Raw genomic sequence first — 18,177 nt, 5'->3', positions numbered from 1 at the left:
TCACAGGCGGAAACCCGCCGCCAGCGCGTCGTTGCGGAACATCTGCACCGTCTCCAGGCTGAAGCGTTCCAGATCCTTCCCGATCCCGCCCAGCTTGGCCAGCAGGTCGGCGGTCATGGTGATGATGTGGCAGCCGATGCTGTCGGCCTGGACCAGGTTCAGCACCTCACGCGGGGAGGCCCAGATCAGCTCCTGCTGCGGGCGGGGGGCCATGATCTCCAGCGCGGCGCGCATCAGCGGCAGCGGGTCCACGCCCGTGTCGGCGATGCGCCCGGCGAAGATGGACAGGCAGCTGGGTGCCGCATCGGCCAGCGCGTCGGACGCCGCGCGCAGCTGCGCCAGCGTCATGATCGCGGTCACGTTGCACTTCACCCCATGCGGGGCCAGCGCCCGCAGCACGGGGATGATGCTCTCGCCGCGCGTGTTGGTGATGGGCAGCTTCACATAGACATTGGGGCCCCAGCCCGCGATCAGCCGGGCCTGGGCCTCCATCTCCGCCAGCTCGTCGGAGAACACCTCGAAGCTGATCGGCCGGTCGGGGATGGCGGCGATGGCCGCGCGGGCGAAGGCCTCGTAATCGGCGACACCGGCCTTGCGCATCAGCGTGGGGTTGGTGGTGAAGCCCTGGATCAGCGGGTTGCGCGCGGCTTCGCGCATGCCCTCCAGATCGGCGCCATCGGCGAAGATCCGGGTCCGCAAGGAAAGGGCGGCGTTCATGCGGGCACCGACAGGATATGGTCCACGGCTTCGCTCAGGTTGCTCACGGTGATGTCTGGTGCCTCCGGCTGGCGCTCGGCGTAATGGGCCTGGATGAAGGCCGTGCGGCAGCCCGCCGCCTGGCCCGCCGCGATGTCCCGCCAGCGGTCGCCCACCATCCAGCTGTCTTGCAGGGCGATCCCGTGTTCCTCCGCCGCCCCGGTCAGCAGGCCCGGCAGTGGCTTGCGGCAGCCGCAGCCATCCGCGTCGTCGTGCGGGCACAGCGCCATGGCGTCCAGCCCCGCGGCCTGGCTCACCAGCGCGTTCAGGCGCCGCACCAGTTCGGGCGGGGTGGTGCCGCGCGCGATGTCGGGCTGGTTGGTGGCGCCGATCAGCAGGAAGCCCGCCGCGCGCAGCCGCGCGCAGGCCTCGGGCACGCCGGGCAGGATGCGCAGCCCGGCCTCGTCGCGCGGGGGCAGGGGGCGGCCCTTGGCATCGCGCAGGGCGGCGTTCAGCACGCCGTCGCGGTCGAGGAATACGGCGCGCCTCAAGGTGCGGCGCTTTCCCATTTCGTGGCTTCGCGCTTCAGCGCGGGGTGGCTGACCAGGCAGTGCCACAGCACGGCGCACAGCCCCTCGGTGTGGGGGGTGATGTGGTCGGCATACAGCGGCGGGATCACCACCACCGCATCGCCCACCAGCGCGGTGTAGCCGCCCTGCCGGCCCACGATGCCGGTGACCTTGGCCCCCACCTCCCGCGCCAGATCGACGGCCGAGACGATATTGGCCGAGATGTCGCGTTCCTTGTCCCCGCCGCCGACCGAGAAGACCAGCAGCCCGTCGGCGGGCCCGATACGGCTGCCGCGCAGCCAGGCGGCGAAGGTGGTGTGCCAGCCCTCGTCATTGGTGCGCGCCGTCAGCTCGCTGACATTGTCGGTGGGGGCATAGGCCTCGAAGCCGCAGAGCTTGCGGAAATCGTTCACCGCATGCCCGGCATGGCCGGCGGAGCCGCCGACGCCCAGGATGAACAGCCGCCCGCCGCCCTCGCGCACTCCGGCCAGGGTGGTGGCCAGCGCCTCGATGCGCGCGGGGTCCAGCGCCTGCAGGATGGCCTGGGTTTCCGCCAGATAGCGTGTCACGAATCCCGAACTCATCGCCACCTCACCGTCACGGGAACGTGGCTAGCCCGGCTGGGCCGCCGCAACAAGCCATAAGCCCATGAACCCCTTGTTAATCCGGCAATTTGCGCCGGATCGGCGGCTGTTCTATGCAGGGGCAGACACAAACGCAGCGCCCCTGCCGGGAGTCCGCTTGACCACTGCCCCCATGCCCCGGCTGCTGCTGCTGGCACCGGGCCTGCCCGGGATGCACCAGGCCGGCCCCGCCGGCCATGCCATGCTGTGCCTGGCCCGGCGGCTGGCGGCGGAAGGCGCGGTGGTGGACCTGCTCATCCCCCGCTCCCCCACCGGGCCCGAAACCGCGACCCGCGCCTGGGACCTGTGCCGGCGGGCGGGCATCCATCTGCATGTGCTGGCCGGGCATGATGGCGCGGATGCCATGCTGGGCTGGCGGGTGCTGGAATGGCTGCGCGGCCGGCCCGCGCGGCCCGACCTGGTGCTGGCCTGCGATGCGCGCGGCCTGGCCGCGCCGCTGCTGACCGCGCGGCAATTGGGGCTGGCGCTGGCCGGCGTCCCGGTGGCGCTGCTCGTCACCGGCCCCAGCGCCTGGGCGGCGGGGCCCGGCGGCATGCTGACGCCCGGGCTGCTGCTGCGCCGGCATGCCGAGGACGCGGCGCTGGGGGGCGCGGACGCGCTGTTCTTCGCGCATCAGGCCCTGGCGGATTGGTGGCGCGCCTCCCACCCCGCCGATGCCCGCCCGCATCGCGTGCTGTCCGGGCTGGGCGCGGGGCATACGCGGCCTGGGCCTGGGCCTGGGCCTGGGCCTGGGCCTGGGCCTGGGCCCGGCCGGCTGCTGCTGGCGCGCGGCCTGGCCGATGTGGCGGAGGCCCAGGCGCTGTGCCGCTTCCTGCTGGCCCTGCCACCCGGCGCCCCCCCGCTGTGCCTGCCCCCGCCCCCCGAGAGCGACCGGATCGGCCCCGACCCGATGGTCGCGCTGCTGGAAGGGCTGGCCGGCGCCCAGCCCGCGCTGGAGCTGATGACGGAGCCCGATACCCTCCGCCTGGAGCCGCGGCTGTTCCACCCGGGCGACCAGGTGCTGCTGCCCGGCCTGGATGCGGTGACAGAGCCGCTGGCGCTGGACGCGGCGGCGGCGGGCCTGCCGCTGCGGCCGCTGGCCGGCGCCGCACTGCCCATGGCGGCGCCGGCATGGCAGCCGCTGTTGCCGCATCTGCTGGCGCTGGCCGCCCCCCCGCCGCCCGTGGTGGCGCTGCCCGACCCGCCGCCGCTGGTCAGCGTCTGCATGTCCCATTTCGACCGGCCGGCGCTGCTGGAACAGGCCATCGCCTCGCTGAAGGACCAGACCTGGCCGGCGCTGGAGCTGGTGCTGGTGGATGATGCCAGCCCCTCCGCCGCCACGCGGGCATTCCTGGATGCGCAGGAGGATGATTTCGCGGCCCGCGGCTGGACCATCCTGCGCAACAGCCGCGAGGAATGGCAGGCCGCCGCCCGCAACCGCGCCGCCCGCGCCGCGCGGGGGGACTTCATCCTGATCATGGATGACGACAACCTGGCCCTGCCGGATGAGGTCGAGCTGATGGTCCGCGCGCTGACCATCACCGGCGCCGATGCCGTCGGCTCCTATCAGCAATTGTTCCGGGGCGAGCACGATGCCCGCGCGGAGGACGCCCCCGCCCGGGTGGAGTTCTTCCCCACCGGCGGCCCGGCCGCGCCCGGCACGGTGTGGAACGTGTTCGGCGACGTGAACGTCATGTTCCGCCGCGCCGTGTTCGAGAGCCTCGGCGGCTATACCGAGGAAGCGGGCATCGGCTGCGAGGATTATGAGATCGGTGCCGCCATGGCCCGCGCCGGGATGCGGCTGCTGATCGTGCCCCAGGCCCTGTATCTGTATCGCTTCTCCAGCGTGAACATGGCGCGCGGCATGTCCAATGAGCGCCTGTACCACAGCCATATGCGCCCCCTGCGCCCGGCCCTGGCGGGGCAGGGGCCGGCGGCCGCGCGGCTGCTGCGCTTCACCCATGGCATGGAGCACGCCCGCCAGCAGCGCTTCGGCTGGAGCTACTGGTCCGGCCGGCCGGAGGCCAAGCCCCTGCGGGACTACGACATCCATCAGCCCGGCACGCCCGGCCCGCTGTTCCAGCGGGAGGTGGCGGCGGCGCTGCTGGCCGCCGGCGATGCCCCGGGCGCGCTGCGGCTGGCGCTGCCGCTGTCGCTGGCGGCCCCGCATGATTGGGCGCTGGCCCGGCTGGTGGCCGATTGCGCGGCCGAACTGCCCGGCGACGCCGCCCTGCGCCAGCATGTGCGGGATACGGCCTGGCAATTGGGGATCGACCTGGTGGGGCGGGTGCGCGACAGGCTGCGGCTGGCCGGGCGCGAGGCCGATCTGGAACTGTGGCCGGAGGATGCGGCGTGACGATCCCCCCGCTGCCCCGCGCCGCCTTCGGGCTGGCGCCGCTGCCGCCCGGCCTGCATGCCGTCGTCCTGTCCTGGCACCTGGCGCCCGAACCCGGGCACCAGCCCGCCGCCGAGCCGCTGCTGGGCTTCTGGGCCGAACCGCTGATGGACGCGCTGGCCGAGGCTGGGGCGCGCGTGACGCTGCTGCTGCCCCTGGCCGAACCGGCGGCCGAGCCGGCGGAACAGACCGGGCTCGGCCGCCTGCTGGCGGCGCGCGGCATGGGGCTGGCCTTCGCCGAGGGCTTCACCCCCGCCGCCGTGGATGCCGCGATCGCGGCGCTGGCCCCCGATGTGGTGCACGCGCCGGAACGCGAGGGGCTGCTGGTCGCCGCACTTTCCCGCCGGGCGGCGGGGCTGGCGCACCGGGGCTGCGCCATGCTGCTGCACGCGCGCGGCCCGCAGGGCTTCCGCCATGCGGAGGAAGCGCGCTTCACCCCCTCCGTCTCCGCGCTGGGCGTGGCGGCGCGGGAGCGCCAGGCGATGCGCCTGGCCGATGCCGTGCTGTGCGCGAGCCCGGAGGTCGCGGTCTGGTGGGCGGCCGAGGGGCAGCCGGTGCGCCGCGTGGCGCCGCTGGCCTGGCGGGCGCATCCGGTGCCGGCCGCGCCGCCGCGCGAACTCGTGCTGCCCCTGCCGCTGGCCAGCGAGGCGGGGCTGGAATTCGCGCTGTTCGCGCTGGGCCGCGCGGCGGGCAGGCTGCGGCTGCCGGTGGTCTTCGCGGGCGTGCCCGGGCCCATGGTGCTGGGCAGCGCCGCCCAGGCCCTGGGGGGGCTGGCGGGCAAGCCGCTGGACTGGCGGCTGGAAAGCGAGACCACGCCCCAGGCCGTCTGCGCCCGGCTGCTGCGCCCCGGCACCGTCGCCCTGCTGCCCAGTGAGCGCGGCACGCCGCCCGAACTGTTCGCCTTCTGCGCCATGGCCGGGGTGCCGGTGCTGACCACCCCCCACGCGGTGGCGGCCGAGGCGGCGGCGCGATACCCCGGCCGCATCCATGCTTTCGAGCGGCAGGAGCGCCCCTTCGCGGCCATGCTGGCGCGGCTGCCGGAACTGCCCCCGGCGCCGGAGGGCACGGCGGCCCCCGACTGGCCCGCGCCGCCCCTGCTGCTGGCCCCGCGGCCCATCCCCCCGGCCCCGGCCGTGACACTGGTGGTGGAAGGCCTGCCGCCAGCGGGCGCGGAGGAGCAGGGAGTGGCCCTGCTGCTGGCCGAACCGGGCGGGTTGCGCCGGGCCGTGCTGGCCGCCGGCACGCCCTTCGTCGCGCTGGCGGGCGGTGCCCGGCATATCGCGCCCGGGGCTGTCGCCGCGATGGCCCGGCTGGCCTGCGCGGCAGGCAGCCCGGCCGTCACCGCCTGGGACAACACCGCTCAGCCCCTGGGCGGCGCCGAGGATCTGGCCGCCGTCCGCCCCGACGCGCTGCTGGGCCATCTGCTGCTGCTGGAGGTGGCGGCCCTGCCCACCGCCCTGGCCGCGCTCGGCACGCCGGGCTTCGCGGCCGCCCTGGCGCGGGAAGCGGGCGAGGTGTTCTGCCTGCCCGAACCGCTGGCCCATGCCGGCGCGCCCCCGCCGCCCGCCACCCCGGCAGAGCCGCTGTTCGCCGGCCCCTATCGCGGCATCGCGGCCATGGCGCGCCATGACGCGGCGCTGGAGGCGAAGCCCCTGAGCTGGCGCGACGGCCAGATCGTCCGCGCCATGGAAGGTACCTCACGCGGCAGCCCGGAATACCTGAAGCTGCTGGCGCTGCTGGCCGAGAGGCAGGGCTTCACCGCCCTGGCCATCCAGGCCTGGCAGGCCCGCGCCCGCGCGCTGCCCGAGGATCTGGAAGCCCTGGAACAGCCCATCCTGCTCAGCCTGCGCCCGGATGGCCGGCCCGAGGATGTGCCGCCCATGATCGCCTCCCTGGCCGCCTTGCTGGCCCGCACGGGGCAGGAGGAAGGGCAGCACCTGCCGGGCCTCGCGCTGCGGCGGGTGCTGGAACTGGCGGCGTTGGGCGATGAGGCGGGCGCCCGCGCCCTGCTGGCCGGGATCGCGGCGCATTTCCCCGTGCCGCCCGCCTTCGCCCTGCTGTGGCCCGGGGAATTGCCATGAGCCTGATGGACGACCTGTTCGCCGCGCAGCCCGAGGGCTGGAGCCTGTTGCAATTGTGCGGCCTCGGCGTGCCGGGGCTGGAGCTGTGCGCCCGCGCCCTGGCGGCCGGCGCCGCCCGCGCCACCCATGCCGAGCCCTGGCCCCTGCCGCCCGAGGCCTGGGCCGTGCTGGGCGAGCACCCCGGCCTGCATCACGGCAGCGTGGACATTACCGACGCCCGGGCCCTGGCCTGGGAATGGCCGCGCCATGATGTGGTGGTGGCCACGCAGCTGTTCTCCCTGCGCGATCCCTATCCGGCGCTGGAACTGCTCTCCCGCTTCGCGCGGCGGCATCTGGTGGTGATGACCAACCTGCTGCCCCTGGATGAGGGCATCGCCCCGGGCGACATGGTGCCGGGCTTCCTGCCCGACCCGCGCCTGCCGGATGTGGCGCGGGCGCTGGCCCGGCGCGGCGTGGAACTGCCGCAATTCCACCAGCCCGCCGCCCGCCATGACGCGGGCGGGCAGCTCTCCTGGCCCGGCATGTGGGAATGGTTCCAGACCGAGGCCGCGCTGGCCGCGATGCTGGAGGATCTGGGCTGGCGGGTGACGGCGCGCGAGGCGGTCTGGATGGATCTGGGCGTGGTGCTGGTGGCCGAGCGGGCCTGATCAACGCAAAAGCACGGGCAGCAGCGCGTCCAGCCGCAGCAGCCCTTCCGGCGTCGCGGCCAGATGGCCGTCCCGCCAGTGCAGGTAGTCTTCCTCCAGCAGCGCCTCCAGCATCACCGGGTCGATGATGGCGGCCCAGGGCAGGCCGGAGCGCGCCTCGACCCGGGCGGGCAGCACGCCCTCGGCCAGGCGCAGGCCCATCAGCATCGCCTCCCGCCCGCGCTCCCGCGGGGTCAGGCTGGTTTCCTCGACCGTACCGTGGCCGTGCTGTTCCACGCGGGCGGCCCATTCCTCGGGCGCGCGGTGGCGGCGGGTGGCGAGCATGGTGCCGCCTTGCAGCAGCCGCTGATGCGCGCCGGCGCCGATGCCCAGGTAATCCCCATACCGCCAATAGGCCAGATTGTGCCGGGATTCCGCGCCGGGCTTGGCGTAGTTCGAGACCTCATAGAAGCGCAGGCCGAAGCGCGCGGCTTCCTCGGCGGTGGCATGGTACAGCCGCGCGGCCTCGTCGCTTTCGGGCAGCTGGATGGCGCCGCGCGCGTGCTCGGTGGCGAAGCGCGTGCCGGGCTCGATGGTCAGCTGGTACAGGGACAGGTGATCGGCCGCGAGGTCCAGCGCCCGGCGCAGCTCGGCGCGCCATTCGGCCTCGCCCTGGCCGGGCCGGGCATAGATCATGTCGAAGGACAGGCGCGGGAACAGGGCGCGCGCCACCTCCAGCGCCACGATCGCCTCCCCCGCATCGTGCTGGCGGCCGAGGAAACCCAACGCCTTGCCGTCCAGCGCTTGCACGCCCAGCGACAGCCGGTTCACCCCCGCCTCCCGGAAGCCGCGCAGCTTCTCGCGCTCCACGCTGGTGGGGTTGGCCTCCAGCGTGATCTCGATATCGGGGGAGGGGGCGAACAGGCGGGTGGCGTCCGCGATCAGGGCGGCCACGTCCTCGGGCCGCATCAGGCTGGGGGTGCCGCCGCCGAAGAAGATGCTGGACAGGGTGCGGGGCCCCACCCGCGCGGCCTCATGCGCCAGCTCGGCGCGCAGGGCCGCGGTGAAGCGGGCGTGGTCCGGCCCCTCTGGCCGCACATGGCTGTTGAAGTCGCAATACGGGCATTTGGCCAGGCAGAAGGGCCAGTGGATGTACAGGGCGAGGGGCTCGGGGGACATGGCGGGGGTATCGCAGCGCTATTCCGTCAGCGCCAGCCCTTCCGGGCCATGCGCCAGCAATCCGGCCAGGATGCGCGCGCCCTGGCGCATGGTTTCGACATCGGGTGAGGAGAAGGCGATCCGCACCCCGTTGGGCGCGAGGCCCGGGGTGGCGGCGAAGGCGCTGGCCGGGGTCACGGCCACCCCCGCCCGGGCGGCGGCGGCGGCGAAGCCATCGGCCCGCCAGGGCTCGGGCAGGGCCAGCCACAGGTGATAGGCGCGCGGGTCCCCCAACAGGGCCTGGCCCGGCAGTTCGGCCCGCAGCACGGCCTGGCGGGCCTGGGCGTCGGCGCGCTTGCTGGCCTCCAGCGTGGCCAGGGCGCCGCTGTCCATCCAGCGCGTGGCGGCGGCCAGGGCCAGGGGGGCGGCGTGCCAGGCCCCCGCGCGGATGGCCTGGGCCACCCGGCGGCGCAGCGCCTCCGCCGGCGCCACGACCATGCCGGCGCTGAGGCCCGGCGAGGCGCGTTTCGACAGCCCCTCCACCAGCAGCGCCTGGCCCGGCAGCAGGGCCGGGAGCGGCGGCAGCCCCGTCTCGTCCAGGAAGGCGAAGACCGCGTCCTCGATCAGCGTGAAGCCCTCCCGCAGGGCCAGCGCCGCCAGGGCCTGCCGCCGCGCCAGCCCCATCGCGGCGCCGGAGGGGTTGTGCAGCGCCGGCTGCACATAGATCGCCTTCAGCGGGCCGAGGCGGCAGGCGGCCTCCACCGCCTCGGGCAGCACGCCCTCGGCATCCATGGCCAGCGGCACGGTCAGCACGCCCAGCCGCGCGGCCATGGCTTTCACCGCCGGATAGGTCATGGCCTCGATGCCGATGCGCTCGCCCGCCGAGGCGGTGGCGGCCAGCGCCGCGCCGATCGCCTGCCGCCCGCCGCCGGTGAACAGCAGATGCTCCGGCAGCGGCGCCCAGCCGGGGCGGGCCAGGTGGCGGGCGGCGGCGGCGCGGATGGCGGCATGGCCCTGGGCGCCCACTGGGCGCAGGCTTTCCTCCATGGCCTCCGGCGCCAGGGCCGTGCGGATGCCGGCGGCCAGTAATTCCGCCTGGCCGGGCAGGGTGGGGAAGTTGAACTCGAAATCGATCATGCCGGGGCGCCCGGGCTCGCTCATCGGGGGCGGCAGCTGGCGCGGGCGCACATAGGTGCCGCGCCCGATCTCGCCGGCCACCAGCCCGCGCCGGGCGAGTTCGGCATAGGCGCGGCTGGCGGTGGAGACCGCGATGCCGCGCGCATAGGCGAAGCGCCGCACGGGCGTCAGCCGCGCGCCGGCGGGCAGGCGGCCTTCGGCGATCTCGGCGGCCAGGGCATCGGCGATCCGGCGGTAGTCGGTGTCGGGCATATTGATCTCAGGACAATATCGCTATTGATCCGAGGCATTGTGCCAGACACTTTGCGCCCCGTCGCCAGGAATTGCACGGAGCCCCCATGACCGAATTCGCCTTCCAGCAGGTCGATGTGTTCAGCACCGAGCCCTTCCGCGGCAACCCCCTGGCCGTGGTGCTGGGCGCCGACGGGCTGAGCGACGCCGAGATGGCGCGCTTCGCCAACTGGACCAACCTGAGCGAGACCACCTTCCTGCTGCGCCCCACCAAGGCGGGCGCCGATTACCGGGTGCGCATCTTCACCCCGGCGCGGGAGCTGCCCTTCGCCGGCCACCCCACATTGGGCAGCGCCCATGCCTGGCTGCGCGCGGGCGGCGTGCCCAAGGGGCGGGACATCATCCAGCAATGCCAGGTGGGGCTGGTCACGGTGCGGCGCAGCCAGGGCGAGCTGGCCTTCGCCGCACCCCCGCTGCGGCGCTCGGGCCCCGTGGACCCGGCCATGGTCGCGCGCATCCGCGCGGGCTTCGGGCTGGAGCCGGAAGCCGTCGTCGCCGCGCATTGGGTGGACAATGGGCCCGGGTGGCTGGCGCTGCTGCTGCGCTCCCGCGCCGATGTGCTGGCGGCGAAGCCCGATTACGCCGCCCTGGCGCCCATGGATCTGCGCGCGGGGCTGGTCGGCCCCTGGGATGGCGCGCCCGACCCGGCGGGGGCGGGGTTCGAGCTGCGGGCCTTCATCTGCCCCGAAGGCTATGAGGACCCGGTGACCGGCAGCCTGAACGCCAGCGTGGCGCAATGGCTGATCAATGAGGGCAGGGCGCCCGAGGCCTATATCGCCGCCCAGGGCACGGCGCTGGGCCGGGCGGGGCGGGTCAGCCTGCGCCGGGACGCCGAGGGCGTGTGGGTCGGCGGCGCCACCGTGACCTGCATCGAGGGGCGGGTGAGCTTCTGACCCCTCAGGGCCGCAGCGTCTGGCGGGTTTCCGCCTCCGCCTCCAGCGCCGCCCAGCCGTAGCGCATCGGCGTCATGCGCGCTGCGGCCCATGTCCGGTGCTGGTCCGCGTAGTGCGGGCTGCCGGGATGGCCGGAGGCACCATGGAAGACGGTCCAGAGGCTGTTCTCCCACTCGCCCACGTCGAAGGCATAGCGCGACAGCGCGCCATAGCCCGCGCGCGGACCCGCGGGCGCGATCAGCCCATTGGCCATCACGCAGTCGCCATCGCCGCCCAGCGGCTCCGCCACCGGGTCCAGCACCGGGGCGGCCCCCGGGAACAGGGGCGAGAGGGGGTGCACCAGCTTCGGCCGGTGGGTTTCGCCCCAGGCCTCGGTGGGCGCGGCGGCGGCCACTTCCTCCAGCGCGGACCGCAGCAGCCCGTCCCAGTTTTCCCCCTTCAGCAGGGCGTCGTCATCGGCGCGCAGCAGCGCCGGCAGCGCCCACCACAGCTGCGTCAGCGGCGCCACCCCCGGTGCCGGGGCCAGATAGGGGTGCCCCGCCAGCGCGCCCAGCCCGCTGACGGCGGCGAAGCGCCGCGTCAGCGCCAGCCGGAAGGCGATATAGCGCCCTGCCGTGACCGAGCCCGCCTCCATCCGCGCATCCCAGCCGATGAGTTCCTGGCGCAGCGCCTCCGCGCCGGCCCCGCAGCCGGCCAGCCCCCGCAGCCGCGCCAGGATGTCCCCGGCCGGCTGCGACAGCACGTCGCCGTGGATGGTGGCGGAACCGGCGGGGCTGCGCGTGGCCGGGTCGGCGCGCAGCAGCGCCGCGACCCGCCGCGCGCGATAGGGCGGGTGGCAATCGGTCAGCAGGTAGTCCGGGTGGTCCTCTGCCACGATGCGGTTGTTCGCGGTCACGATCAGGCCGCCTTCCGGGTCATGCAGCACCGGCATCTCCTCATGCGGGATCCAGCCCTGCCATTCGTGCTCCCCGGTCCAGCCCGGCATCGGCAGCCAGCCGCATTCGCGCCCGCGCCGGGGCACCCGGGCCCGCAGCAGCCAGCCGGTGTGGCCTTGCGTGTCGGCGGCCACCAGATTGTGGTCGATCAGCCCCCAGCCGCGCGTGGCCTCGTACAGGGAGCGCACATCGCGCGCCCCCAGCATGCGCGGCAGGCAGTCGAAGGAGAGGTCGGTTTCCGCGAACTGCACGCTTTTCAGCGTCAGCGCATGGCCCGTGAGCGGGTCCCCGGCGATGACCGGGCCGTGGCGGGTGGCCAGGATCTCGACCTCCCGCGGTGCCTCGTCCCGGATCGCCACCGTCTCCGTGCGGCGCGCCACCGCCTCCCAACCGCCCTGGAACAGGGCGTGCCGGGCGCCGGCGTCGAAGCGTTCCACATACAGGTCGTGGATATCCGCGAAGCCATGGGTGACGCAGTAGGCCACCTGGCCGTTATGCGCGAAATGCGGAAAGCCCGGCACGCCCGGCACGGTCAGCCCGATCACGTCGAAATCCGGGCAGGCGAGATGGCCCTGGGCGTACATGTTCGGCATCTCGAACACGCGGTGCGGGTCGCCCGCCAGCACGGGGCGGCCGGTCTCGCTCAACTCCGGCGCCACCGCCCAGTTGTTGCTGCCCCCGCCCGTGGCATCGGGGGCGGCGGCCTCCATCAACGCCGCCACCGCCGGGGCCAGGTCGGCCAGGCTGGCGCGCCAGCGATCGGCCTCGGCACCCTGGGGCATCAGCAGGAAGTCCCGGCCGCCATCATCGTAGCGCAGGCTCGTCACCGCCCCACCCGCCACCGGCAGGGCGGCGGCGCGCCACAGCTTGAACCATACCGAACCCATCAGCAGGCCCAGCCGGCGCATGACCGCGATGGTGTGCCAGCCTTCCCATGCCTCAGGGGTGGCGCCCAGCAGCGTGTATTCCAGGGCCGGCGGCGCGCCGCTGGCGATGAAGGCGTTGATGCCGGCTGCATAGGCCTCGGTCATGGCCCGTGCCTCGGGCGACAGGGCCTCGGCGTCCCTCCGGCTCGCGGCCTCCACGCCCAGCCGGCGGGCCAGCGCGTCCGCCCCGAAGGCCGGGGCGCCCAGCCATTCCGCGCTGCGGCCCAGCGCGCGGCGGCGGTTCAGCTCCATCTGGAACAGCCGGTCCTGCGCATGGCAGAAGCCCTGGGCGAAGAAGGCGTCCCGCGCGGAGCCCGCCCGGATATGGGCGATGCCCAGCCCGTCGCGCAGCACCGTCACATCGCCTGAAAGGCCCGGCAGCCGGATCTCGCCATCCAGCCGCGGCACCGCGCGCCGCGCCGCCTCCCGCCAATCCCGCTGATCCATGGCGTTGCTGTTCCTCTTTGCTGGACGTGCCTTGCCGCCATCAAATACCGTCACGGCGGAAACGAACAGGGATGGGCGGGATGAACCCCAAGGAAATCGGCCGGCGCGGTGCCCTCCTGGCCGGTGGCGGCCTGGCTGTGCCCTGGATGGCCCCGCCCGCCCGGGCGGCCGGCACCGCCAATCTGGTGCTGGAGAGCGAGGTCGTGATCCTGGACCCGCACGCCACCACCGCGGCCATCACCCGCACCTTCGCCACCCATGTGTTCGACACCCTGTTCGCCATGGACGGCCAGGGCACGATCCGCCCGCAGATGGTCGAGGCATGGGAGAGCGGGCCCGATGGCCTGACCTGGACCTTCCGCCTGCGGCCCGGCCTGCTGTGGCATGACGGCACGCCGGTGACGGCCGCCGATTGCGTGGCGAGCCTGGAGCGCTGGGCCCCGCGCGACGCGCAAGGGCGCATGCTGTGGGCGGCCAAGGCGGAGCTGGTGGCGCTGGATGCGCGCGTGTTCCGCCTGGCGCTGTCGCGCCCCTTCCCCCTGGTGCTGGACGTGCTGGGCAAACCCAACGCGCCCCTGCCGGTGATGCTGCCGGAGCGCCTGGCCCGCGTGCCGGTGGAAACCCGCATCCGCGAGATCATCGGCAGCGGCCCCTTCCGGTTCCGCCCCGGGGATTGGCGGCCCGGCAACTACATGGTGCTGGAGCGTTTCGCCGGATATGTCCCGCGTGAGGAACCGGTCGATTTCCTGGCCGGGGGCAAACGTGTCCATCTGGACACCATCACCCTGCGCGTCATGCCCGACCAGGCGACCGGCGCCTCCGCGCTGATGGCGGGGGAGGTGGACTACATGCAGTACCTGCCCTTCGACCTGCTGCCGCGCCTGGAACGCGCGCGCGGCGTGCGGCTGCTGGGGCTGGGCGGCATCCACATGTTCCAGGGCAATTTCCGCATCAATCACGCCGCCGCCCCCATGGACGACCCGGCGGTGCGCCAGGTGCTGTGGCGCTGCGCGGACCAAGCTTCGGCCCTGACGGCGATGGGCGTGCCGGAACGCTTCCGCGCGCCGCCCTGTCCCTCCTTCTTCCTGTGCGACGCACCGCTGGACAGCCGGGCGGGGGCGGAAGCCATCGGGGTGGATGTGGAGGAGGCGAGGCGGATGCTCGCCCGCACCTCCTATCGCGGGCAGCCCATCATCTTCCTGACGGTGGCGGGCAGCATCAGCCAGACCGCGGCCCAGGTGATGATCCAGAACATGCGCCTGGCGGGCTTCACCGTGGAGGAGCAGCAGATGGACTGGGGCACGGTGCTGGCCCGCCGCGCCCGGCGCGAGGGGTGGCACCTGTTCAGCGTCTATGCCAACGGCACCGACATGTTCTCCCCGCTCACGCATTTCTATGTGGCCAACACCTGCGCGGACTATCCGGGCTGGGATTGCGACCGGGACATCGAGCGGCTGCTGGGCGAATTCGCGCTGGCCCCCACGCCCGCGGACCGCCGCCGCATCGCGGGCGAGGTCCAGGCGGCGGCCGTGCGGCACACGCCGGCGGTGATGTGGGGGCAGTTCACCATCCCCGCCGGCCACCGCGAGCGGCTGCGCGACCTGCCGCGCGCGGCCTATCCGATGTTCTGGGACGTGAAGGTGTAGGCGCCCTTCATATCCCCGCCTCTTGAGCGCGGGCGCCATCCGGTCCACATCCAGCGCGGATTTCCGGAGCGCCCGCCATGAAGATCAACGGCACCTATTATCGCAGCCTGTGGCTGGACGATGATGGCTGGTCCCTGCGCATCCTGGACCAGACGCTGCTGCCCTGGCGGGTGGAGGTGCTGCGCCTGTCGAGTGCCGAGCAGGTGGGCCATGCCATCACCTCCATGCAGGTGCGCGGCGCGCCGCTGATCGGGGCCGTCGCGGCCTATGGCGTCGCGATCGCCATGCGCACGGCGCCGCAGGATCTGGACCGGGTGGTGGCCTGGCTGGGCGAAACCCGCCCCACCGCCATCAACCTGCGCTGGGCGCTGGCGCGGCTGCATGCCCGGCTGGCCCCGCTGCCGGTGGCCGAGCGCGCGGCCGCCGCCTATGCGGAAGCGGCTGCGATTGCCGACGACGATGCCGAGACCTGCCGCCTGATCGGCCAGCACGGCCTGCCGCTGCTGCGGGAGATCGCGGCGCGCAAGGGCCGGGTGAACATCCTGACCCATTGCAATGCCGGCTGGCTCGCCACCGTCGATTACGGCACGGCGCTGAGCCCGATCTACCAGGCGCATGATGCTGGACTCGACGTGCATGTCTGGGTGGATGAGACCCGCCCGCGCAACCAGGGCGCCGCGCTGACGGCCTTCGAACTCGGCGCGCACGGCGTGCCGCACACCGTGATCGCCGACAATGCCGGCGGCCACTACATGCAGCATGGCGAGGTGGACATCTGCATCGTCGGCACCGACCGCGTGACCCGGCGCGGCGATGTGGCCAACAAGATCGGCACCTATCTGAAGGCGTTGGCGGCGCGCGACAATGGCGTGCCGTTCTGGGTGGCGCTGCCGCATTCCACGCTGGACATGCAGGTGGATGACGGCGTGAAGGAAATCCCGATCGAGGAGCGCTCCGCCGCCGAGGTGACGCATCTGACGGGCCCGGATGAGGCGGGCAGGCTGACGCGCATCCAGGTGACGGCCCCGGGCAGCAAGGCCGCCAACCCGGCCTTCGACGTGACGCCGGCGCGGCTGGTGACGGGGCTGATCACGGAGCGCGGGCGTTGCGAGGCGAGTGCCGCCGGGCTGGCCGCGCTGTACCCCGAGAAGGCCGCGTGACCGCCGCCCGCCGCGAGGCCCCCGCCGCCGCCCGCAACCGCGACCCCATCACCGAGGTCCTGCGCGCCATCCTGCCCGCCCAGGGGCTGGTGCTGGAAATCGCCAGCGGCTCCGGCGAGCACGCGCGCCATTTCGCGGCGAAATTCCCTGGCCTGACCTTCCAGCCCAGCGACCCTGACGCCGGCGCGCGCGCCAGCATCGACGCCTGGGCCGAGGGCATCCCCAACATCCGCCCCGCCCTGGAGCTGGACGTGCTGGCCCCCTGGCCCGCGCTGCGCGCCCAGGCCGTGCTGTGCATCAACATGATCCACATCGCGCCCTGGGAGGCGACGCCCGCCCTGATGGCCGGCGCCGCCGCCTGCCTGGAGCCGGGCGGGTTGCTCTACCTCTATGGCCCGTTCCGCGTGGGCGGCGCGATGGTCGAGAGCAACCACCAGTTCGAGGCCTGGCTCCAGGCGCGCGACCCGCGCTTTGGCGTGCGCGCGCTGGAGGATGTGGCGGCCGAGGCCGCCCGCGCGGGCTTCGGGCCGCCCGCCGTGACGGACATGCCAGCCAACAACCTGTCTGTGCTGTTCCGGCGCGGGTGAGCCGGGGGCTTTGCCCCCGGGCCCCCATCAAGGGGCGCCGCCCCTTGAGACCCCGCCAAAGGCCGCGAGGCCTTTGGAAACCGGGCGTTATTGAAAAGCCAGGGAGGGGACGATGTCCCCTCCCTGGCTTTTCAACTTCTGGGGTCCAGGGGCCTTTCGGCTCTTGGCGGGTTCCAAGGGCGGAGCCCTTGGTGGGGTCCGGGGCGAAGCCCCGGTTCCACCCTCACCCGAAGCTCACCCCGCGCGGCTTGTCGTCCGGCCGTTCCACGGTGAACAACTCGCTCACCTCCACATAGTCACGGTAGCCGCAGCGGGCGATGGTGCGTGCGGCCACCATGTCGAACCGGCCGTCCTTCAGCGCCCATTCCGCGATATGCACCCCCACCACCTGGCCGATCACCAGGAAGCCGTCGGTGGGTTTGCCGTCGATGTCCAGCATTTCCATATGGTGCACCACCTTGCATTCCATGCTGGCGGGGCTTTCGGCCACGCGCGGTGCCTTCACCACGCGGCAGGGGGCGGCGGGGATGCCCGCGGCCTCGAACTCGCTGACGCCCTCGGCCATGGTGGCGGAGCTGGCGTTCATCGCGTCGAACAGGGTGCGGGTGGCCAGGTTGAACACGAATTCGCCGCTGGCCACCGCATTAGCCGCGCTGTGCTTGAACCCTTCGGAGGTGAAGGCCAGCAGGGCCGGGCGCGAATGCACCGCGTTGAAGAAGCTGTAGGGGGCCAGGTTCGAGCGCCCCTGCGCATCCAGCGTGGAGATCCAGCCGATCGGGCGCGGCGCCACGATGGCCTTCAGCGGATCATGCGGCAGGCCGTGGCCTTGGCGCGGTTCGTAGAAATAGGTCATCCCGGTCATCCTATGAGCAACACGCCGAGCACGGCGCCGCCCGCCAGCATCCACAGCGGCGAGCGTTTGGTGAAGAACACGACGGCGGTGGTGGCGGCCATGATCGCGGCCCCCCACAGCGGCCTGGGGCCCCAGGCGGCCACCGCCGCACCCCCCAGATGCAGGGCGGAGGCCGCGGCGAGGCCGATCGCCATCGGCACCAGCCCGCGTTCGATCAGCCGCAGCCAATGCGCGCCCTCGAACCGCCGGCGGGTGGCGGCGAAGCCCAGCGCCAGCAGGAAGGCCGGCCCGCACATGGCCAGCGTGGCCCCCAGCACCCCGATGGGCCCGGCCACATGCCAGCCGAACAGCCCCACGACCAGGATGTTCGGCCCCGGTGCGGCCTGCGCCAGCGCATAGCGCCGGGCGAAGGCCGCATCGTCCATCCAGCCATGCTGTTCCACGATCAGCCGGTGCATGTCCGCCAGCACCGTGCTGCCCCCGCCGACCGCCATCAGCGAGAGCGGCGCCAGCCCGGCCATCAGCGCCATCAGGTCCTTCATGGGCGCTCCATCCGCGCGGTCAGGATGCCGATGGGCCCCAGCACCAGCAGGATCCAGCCGATGGAGACGCCGCACAGCGATGCCCCGAGTGCGGCCGCCAGCACCGCCCACATGGGCCAGGTGGGTTTCGAGCGCCGGGCCAGCTTCAGCGCCGTGCCCAGCATCATCCCCGCCGCACCCGCGGCCACCCCGGCCAGCGCGCCGCGCACCGGCTGCAGCTCCCCATACCGGTCATAGAGTGCCGCCAGCCCGCACAGCAGCGACAGCGGCCCCGCGAACATGCCGGTGACCGCCGCGATGGCCCCCGGCACGCCCGCGAATTCATGGCCGATGATGATGGCGCAGTTCATCGCGTTGGGGCCCGGCAGCACCTGCCCCAGGCCCAGGCGCGCGGCGTATTCGGCATCGGTCAGCCAGCCGCGCTTTTCCACCACCACATAGCGCGCCCAGGCATTCGCGCCGCCGAAGCCGGAGATGCCGACCTGGAAATAGGCGGCGAAAAGCTGGGCGGCGGTGGGCACCTAGTGGTCCGATCGCCGCTGTCGGGAACCGACAGCGGCGTGAATCGGCCCGCCGAACTCAAGGCGAGCGGTGCGCCGGGAGAGCTTCGGG

16 protein-coding genes are annotated in these 18,177 nt (G+C 73.5%); 7 read left to right on the top strand and 9 right to left on the bottom strand.

Annotation, left to right across the window (positions count from 1 at the left end; translation table 11 throughout):
* Genes GT007_RS12470 through GT007_RS12460 form a run of 3 tightly spaced genes read right to left on the bottom strand, consistent with a single transcriptional unit; the run spans position 1 to position 1,834 of the window.
* Positions 1 to 717 (bottom strand): transaldolase, encoded by a 717-nt coding sequence (locus GT007_RS12470; RefSeq protein ID WP_160121948.1) that lies wholly within the window; start codon positions 715 to 717, stop codon positions 1 to 3.
* Positions 714 to 1,247, bottom strand: coding sequence for a D-glycero-alpha-D-manno-heptose-1,7-bisphosphate 7-phosphatase (locus GT007_RS12465; RefSeq protein WP_201451903.1), 534 nt, complete (start codon positions 1,245 to 1,247; stop codon positions 714 to 716). The genes GT007_RS12470 and GT007_RS12465 overlap by 4 nt, the downstream gene beginning before the upstream one ends.
* Complete coding sequence (locus tag GT007_RS12460; protein WP_201451902.1) at positions 1,244 to 1,834, bottom strand: SIS domain-containing protein; 591 nt, start codon at positions 1,832 to 1,834, stop codon at positions 1,244 to 1,246. The genes GT007_RS12465 and GT007_RS12460 overlap by 4 nt, the downstream gene beginning before the upstream one ends.
* A gap of 172 nt (positions 1,835 to 2,006) precedes the next feature.
* Between GT007_RS12460 and GT007_RS12455 the strand changes: the two genes are divergently transcribed.
* From GT007_RS12455 to GT007_RS12445, 3 genes are read left to right on the top strand one after another with little or no spacing between them, the layout of a single operon-like run.
* Positions 2,007 to 4,244 (top strand): glycosyltransferase family 2 protein, encoded by a 2,238-nt coding sequence (locus GT007_RS12455; RefSeq protein WP_160121945.1) that lies wholly within the window; start codon positions 2,007 to 2,009, stop codon positions 4,242 to 4,244.
* Complete coding sequence (locus tag GT007_RS12450) at positions 4,241 to 6,364, top strand: glycosyltransferase (RefSeq protein WP_160121944.1); 2,124 nt, start codon at positions 4,241 to 4,243, stop codon at positions 6,362 to 6,364. Before GT007_RS12455 ends, GT007_RS12450 begins: the two co-directional genes overlap by 4 nt.
* Positions 6,361 to 7,011 carry a hypothetical protein gene (locus GT007_RS12445; RefSeq protein WP_160121943.1) on the top strand — a complete coding sequence of 217 codons (651 nt, stop codon included), beginning with the start codon at positions 6,361 to 6,363 and terminating at the stop codon, positions 7,009 to 7,011. The genes GT007_RS12450 and GT007_RS12445 overlap by 4 nt, the downstream gene beginning before the upstream one ends.
* Here GT007_RS12445 and hemW read toward each other — a convergent pair whose 3' ends face one another.
* The gene (gene hemW / locus GT007_RS12440) at positions 7,012 to 8,169 is read right to left on the bottom strand and encodes a radical SAM family heme chaperone HemW (RefSeq protein ID WP_160121942.1); all 1,158 of its coding nucleotides are present in this window, start codon (positions 8,167 to 8,169) and stop codon (positions 7,012 to 7,014) included.
* 18 nt (positions 8,170 to 8,187) lie between these two features.
* Entirely contained in the window at positions 8,188 to 9,537 is a 1,350-nt protein-coding gene (locus GT007_RS12435; protein ID WP_160121941.1) for an aminotransferase-like domain-containing protein, read from the bottom strand.
* Between the two features lie 86 nt (positions 9,538 to 9,623).
* Here GT007_RS12435 and GT007_RS12430 point away from each other — a divergent pair, with 86 nt between their 5' ends.
* A complete protein-coding gene (locus tag GT007_RS12430) occupies positions 9,624 to 10,469 on the top strand; it encodes a PhzF family phenazine biosynthesis protein (RefSeq protein ID WP_160121940.1) in 846 nt (281 codons plus the stop codon).
* A 4-nt stretch (positions 10,470 to 10,473) separates the two neighbouring features.
* On the opposite strand, the gene GT007_RS12425 is transcribed toward GT007_RS12430, so the two are convergent.
* On the bottom strand, positions 10,474 to 12,777 hold the full coding sequence (locus tag GT007_RS12425) for a penicillin acylase family protein (protein WP_160121939.1): 2,304 nt from the start codon (positions 12,775 to 12,777) through the stop codon (positions 10,474 to 10,476).
* A gap of 80 nt (positions 12,778 to 12,857) precedes the next feature.
* On the opposite strand from GT007_RS12425, the gene GT007_RS12420 reads away from it, so the two are divergent.
* The 3 genes from GT007_RS12420 to GT007_RS12410 all read left to right on the top strand — a co-directional run bounded on the left by GT007_RS12420 (position 12,858) and on the right by GT007_RS12410 (position 16,170).
* Positions 12,858 to 14,423 (top strand): ABC transporter substrate-binding protein, encoded by a 1,566-nt coding sequence (locus GT007_RS12420; protein ID WP_160121938.1) that lies wholly within the window; start codon positions 12,858 to 12,860, stop codon positions 14,421 to 14,423.
* A gap of 77 nt (positions 14,424 to 14,500) precedes the next feature.
* Positions 14,501 to 15,583, top strand: a complete 1,083-nt coding sequence (gene mtnA / locus GT007_RS12415) for an S-methyl-5-thioribose-1-phosphate isomerase (RefSeq protein ID WP_160121937.1) — start codon at positions 14,501 to 14,503, stop codon at positions 15,581 to 15,583.
* Positions 15,580 to 16,170 (top strand): DUF938 domain-containing protein, encoded by a 591-nt coding sequence (locus GT007_RS12410; RefSeq protein WP_160121936.1) that lies wholly within the window; start codon positions 15,580 to 15,582, stop codon positions 16,168 to 16,170. The genes mtnA and GT007_RS12410 overlap by 4 nt, the downstream gene beginning before the upstream one ends.
* A 223-nt stretch (positions 16,171 to 16,393) precedes the next feature.
* On the opposite strand, the gene GT007_RS12405 is transcribed toward GT007_RS12410, so the two are convergent.
* Genes GT007_RS12405 through GT007_RS12395 form a run of 3 tightly spaced genes read right to left on the bottom strand, consistent with a single transcriptional unit; the run spans position 16,394 to position 18,086 of the window.
* The gene (locus GT007_RS12405; RefSeq protein ID WP_160121935.1) at positions 16,394 to 17,023 is read right to left on the bottom strand and encodes a flavin reductase family protein; all 630 of its coding nucleotides are present in this window, start codon (positions 17,021 to 17,023) and stop codon (positions 16,394 to 16,396) included.
* 5 nt (positions 17,024 to 17,028) lie between these two features.
* A complete protein-coding gene (locus GT007_RS12400; protein WP_160121934.1) occupies positions 17,029 to 17,565 on the bottom strand; it encodes a chromate transporter in 537 nt (178 codons plus the stop codon).
* On the bottom strand, positions 17,562 to 18,086 hold the full coding sequence (locus GT007_RS12395) for a chromate transporter (RefSeq protein WP_160121933.1): 525 nt from the start codon (positions 18,084 to 18,086) through the stop codon (positions 17,562 to 17,564). Before GT007_RS12395 ends, GT007_RS12400 begins: the two co-directional genes overlap by 4 nt.
* Positions 18,087 to 18,177 lie beyond the last annotated feature (91 nt).

Origin of the sequence: Rhodovarius lipocyclicus (assembly GCF_009900765.1) — a bacterium.
Taxonomy (GTDB): domain Bacteria; phylum Pseudomonadota; class Alphaproteobacteria; order Acetobacterales; family Acetobacteraceae; genus Rhodovarius; species Rhodovarius lipocyclicus.
This window is presented reverse-complemented; position numbering and strand designations above follow the sequence as displayed.

Bases quoted from the DNA above. Each gene is read 5' to 3' on its own strand.
- GT007_RS12470 (WP_160121948.1), bottom strand. From the start codon at position 717: ATGAACGCCGCCCTTTCCTTGCGGACCCGGATCTTCGCCGATGGCGCC.
- GT007_RS12430 (WP_160121940.1), top strand. From the start codon at position 9,624: ATGACCGAATTCGCCTTCCAGCAGGTCGATGTGTTCAGCACCGAGCCC.
- hemW (WP_160121942.1), bottom strand. From the start codon at position 8,169: ATGTCCCCCGAGCCCCTCGCCCTGTACATCCACTGGCCCTTCTGCCTG.
- mtnA (WP_160121937.1), top strand. From the start codon at position 14,501: ATGAAGATCAACGGCACCTATTATCGCAGCCTGTGGCTGGACGATGAT.
- GT007_RS12405 (WP_160121935.1), bottom strand. From the start codon at position 17,023: ATGACCTATTTCTACGAACCGCGCCAAGGCCACGGCCTGCCGCATGAT.
- GT007_RS12420 (WP_160121938.1), top strand. From the start codon at position 12,858: ATGAACCCCAAGGAAATCGGCCGGCGCGGTGCCCTCCTGGCCGGTGGC.
- GT007_RS12445 (WP_160121943.1), top strand. From the start codon at position 6,361: ATGAGCCTGATGGACGACCTGTTCGCCGCGCAGCCCGAGGGCTGGAGC.
- GT007_RS12425 (WP_160121939.1), bottom strand. From the start codon at position 12,777: ATGGATCAGCGGGATTGGCGGGAGGCGGCGCGGCGCGCGGTGCCGCGG.
- GT007_RS12400 (WP_160121934.1), bottom strand. From the start codon at position 17,565: ATGAAGGACCTGATGGCGCTGATGGCCGGGCTGGCGCCGCTCTCGCTG.
- GT007_RS12435 (WP_160121941.1), bottom strand. From the start codon at position 9,537: ATGCCCGACACCGACTACCGCCGGATCGCCGATGCCCTGGCCGCCGAG.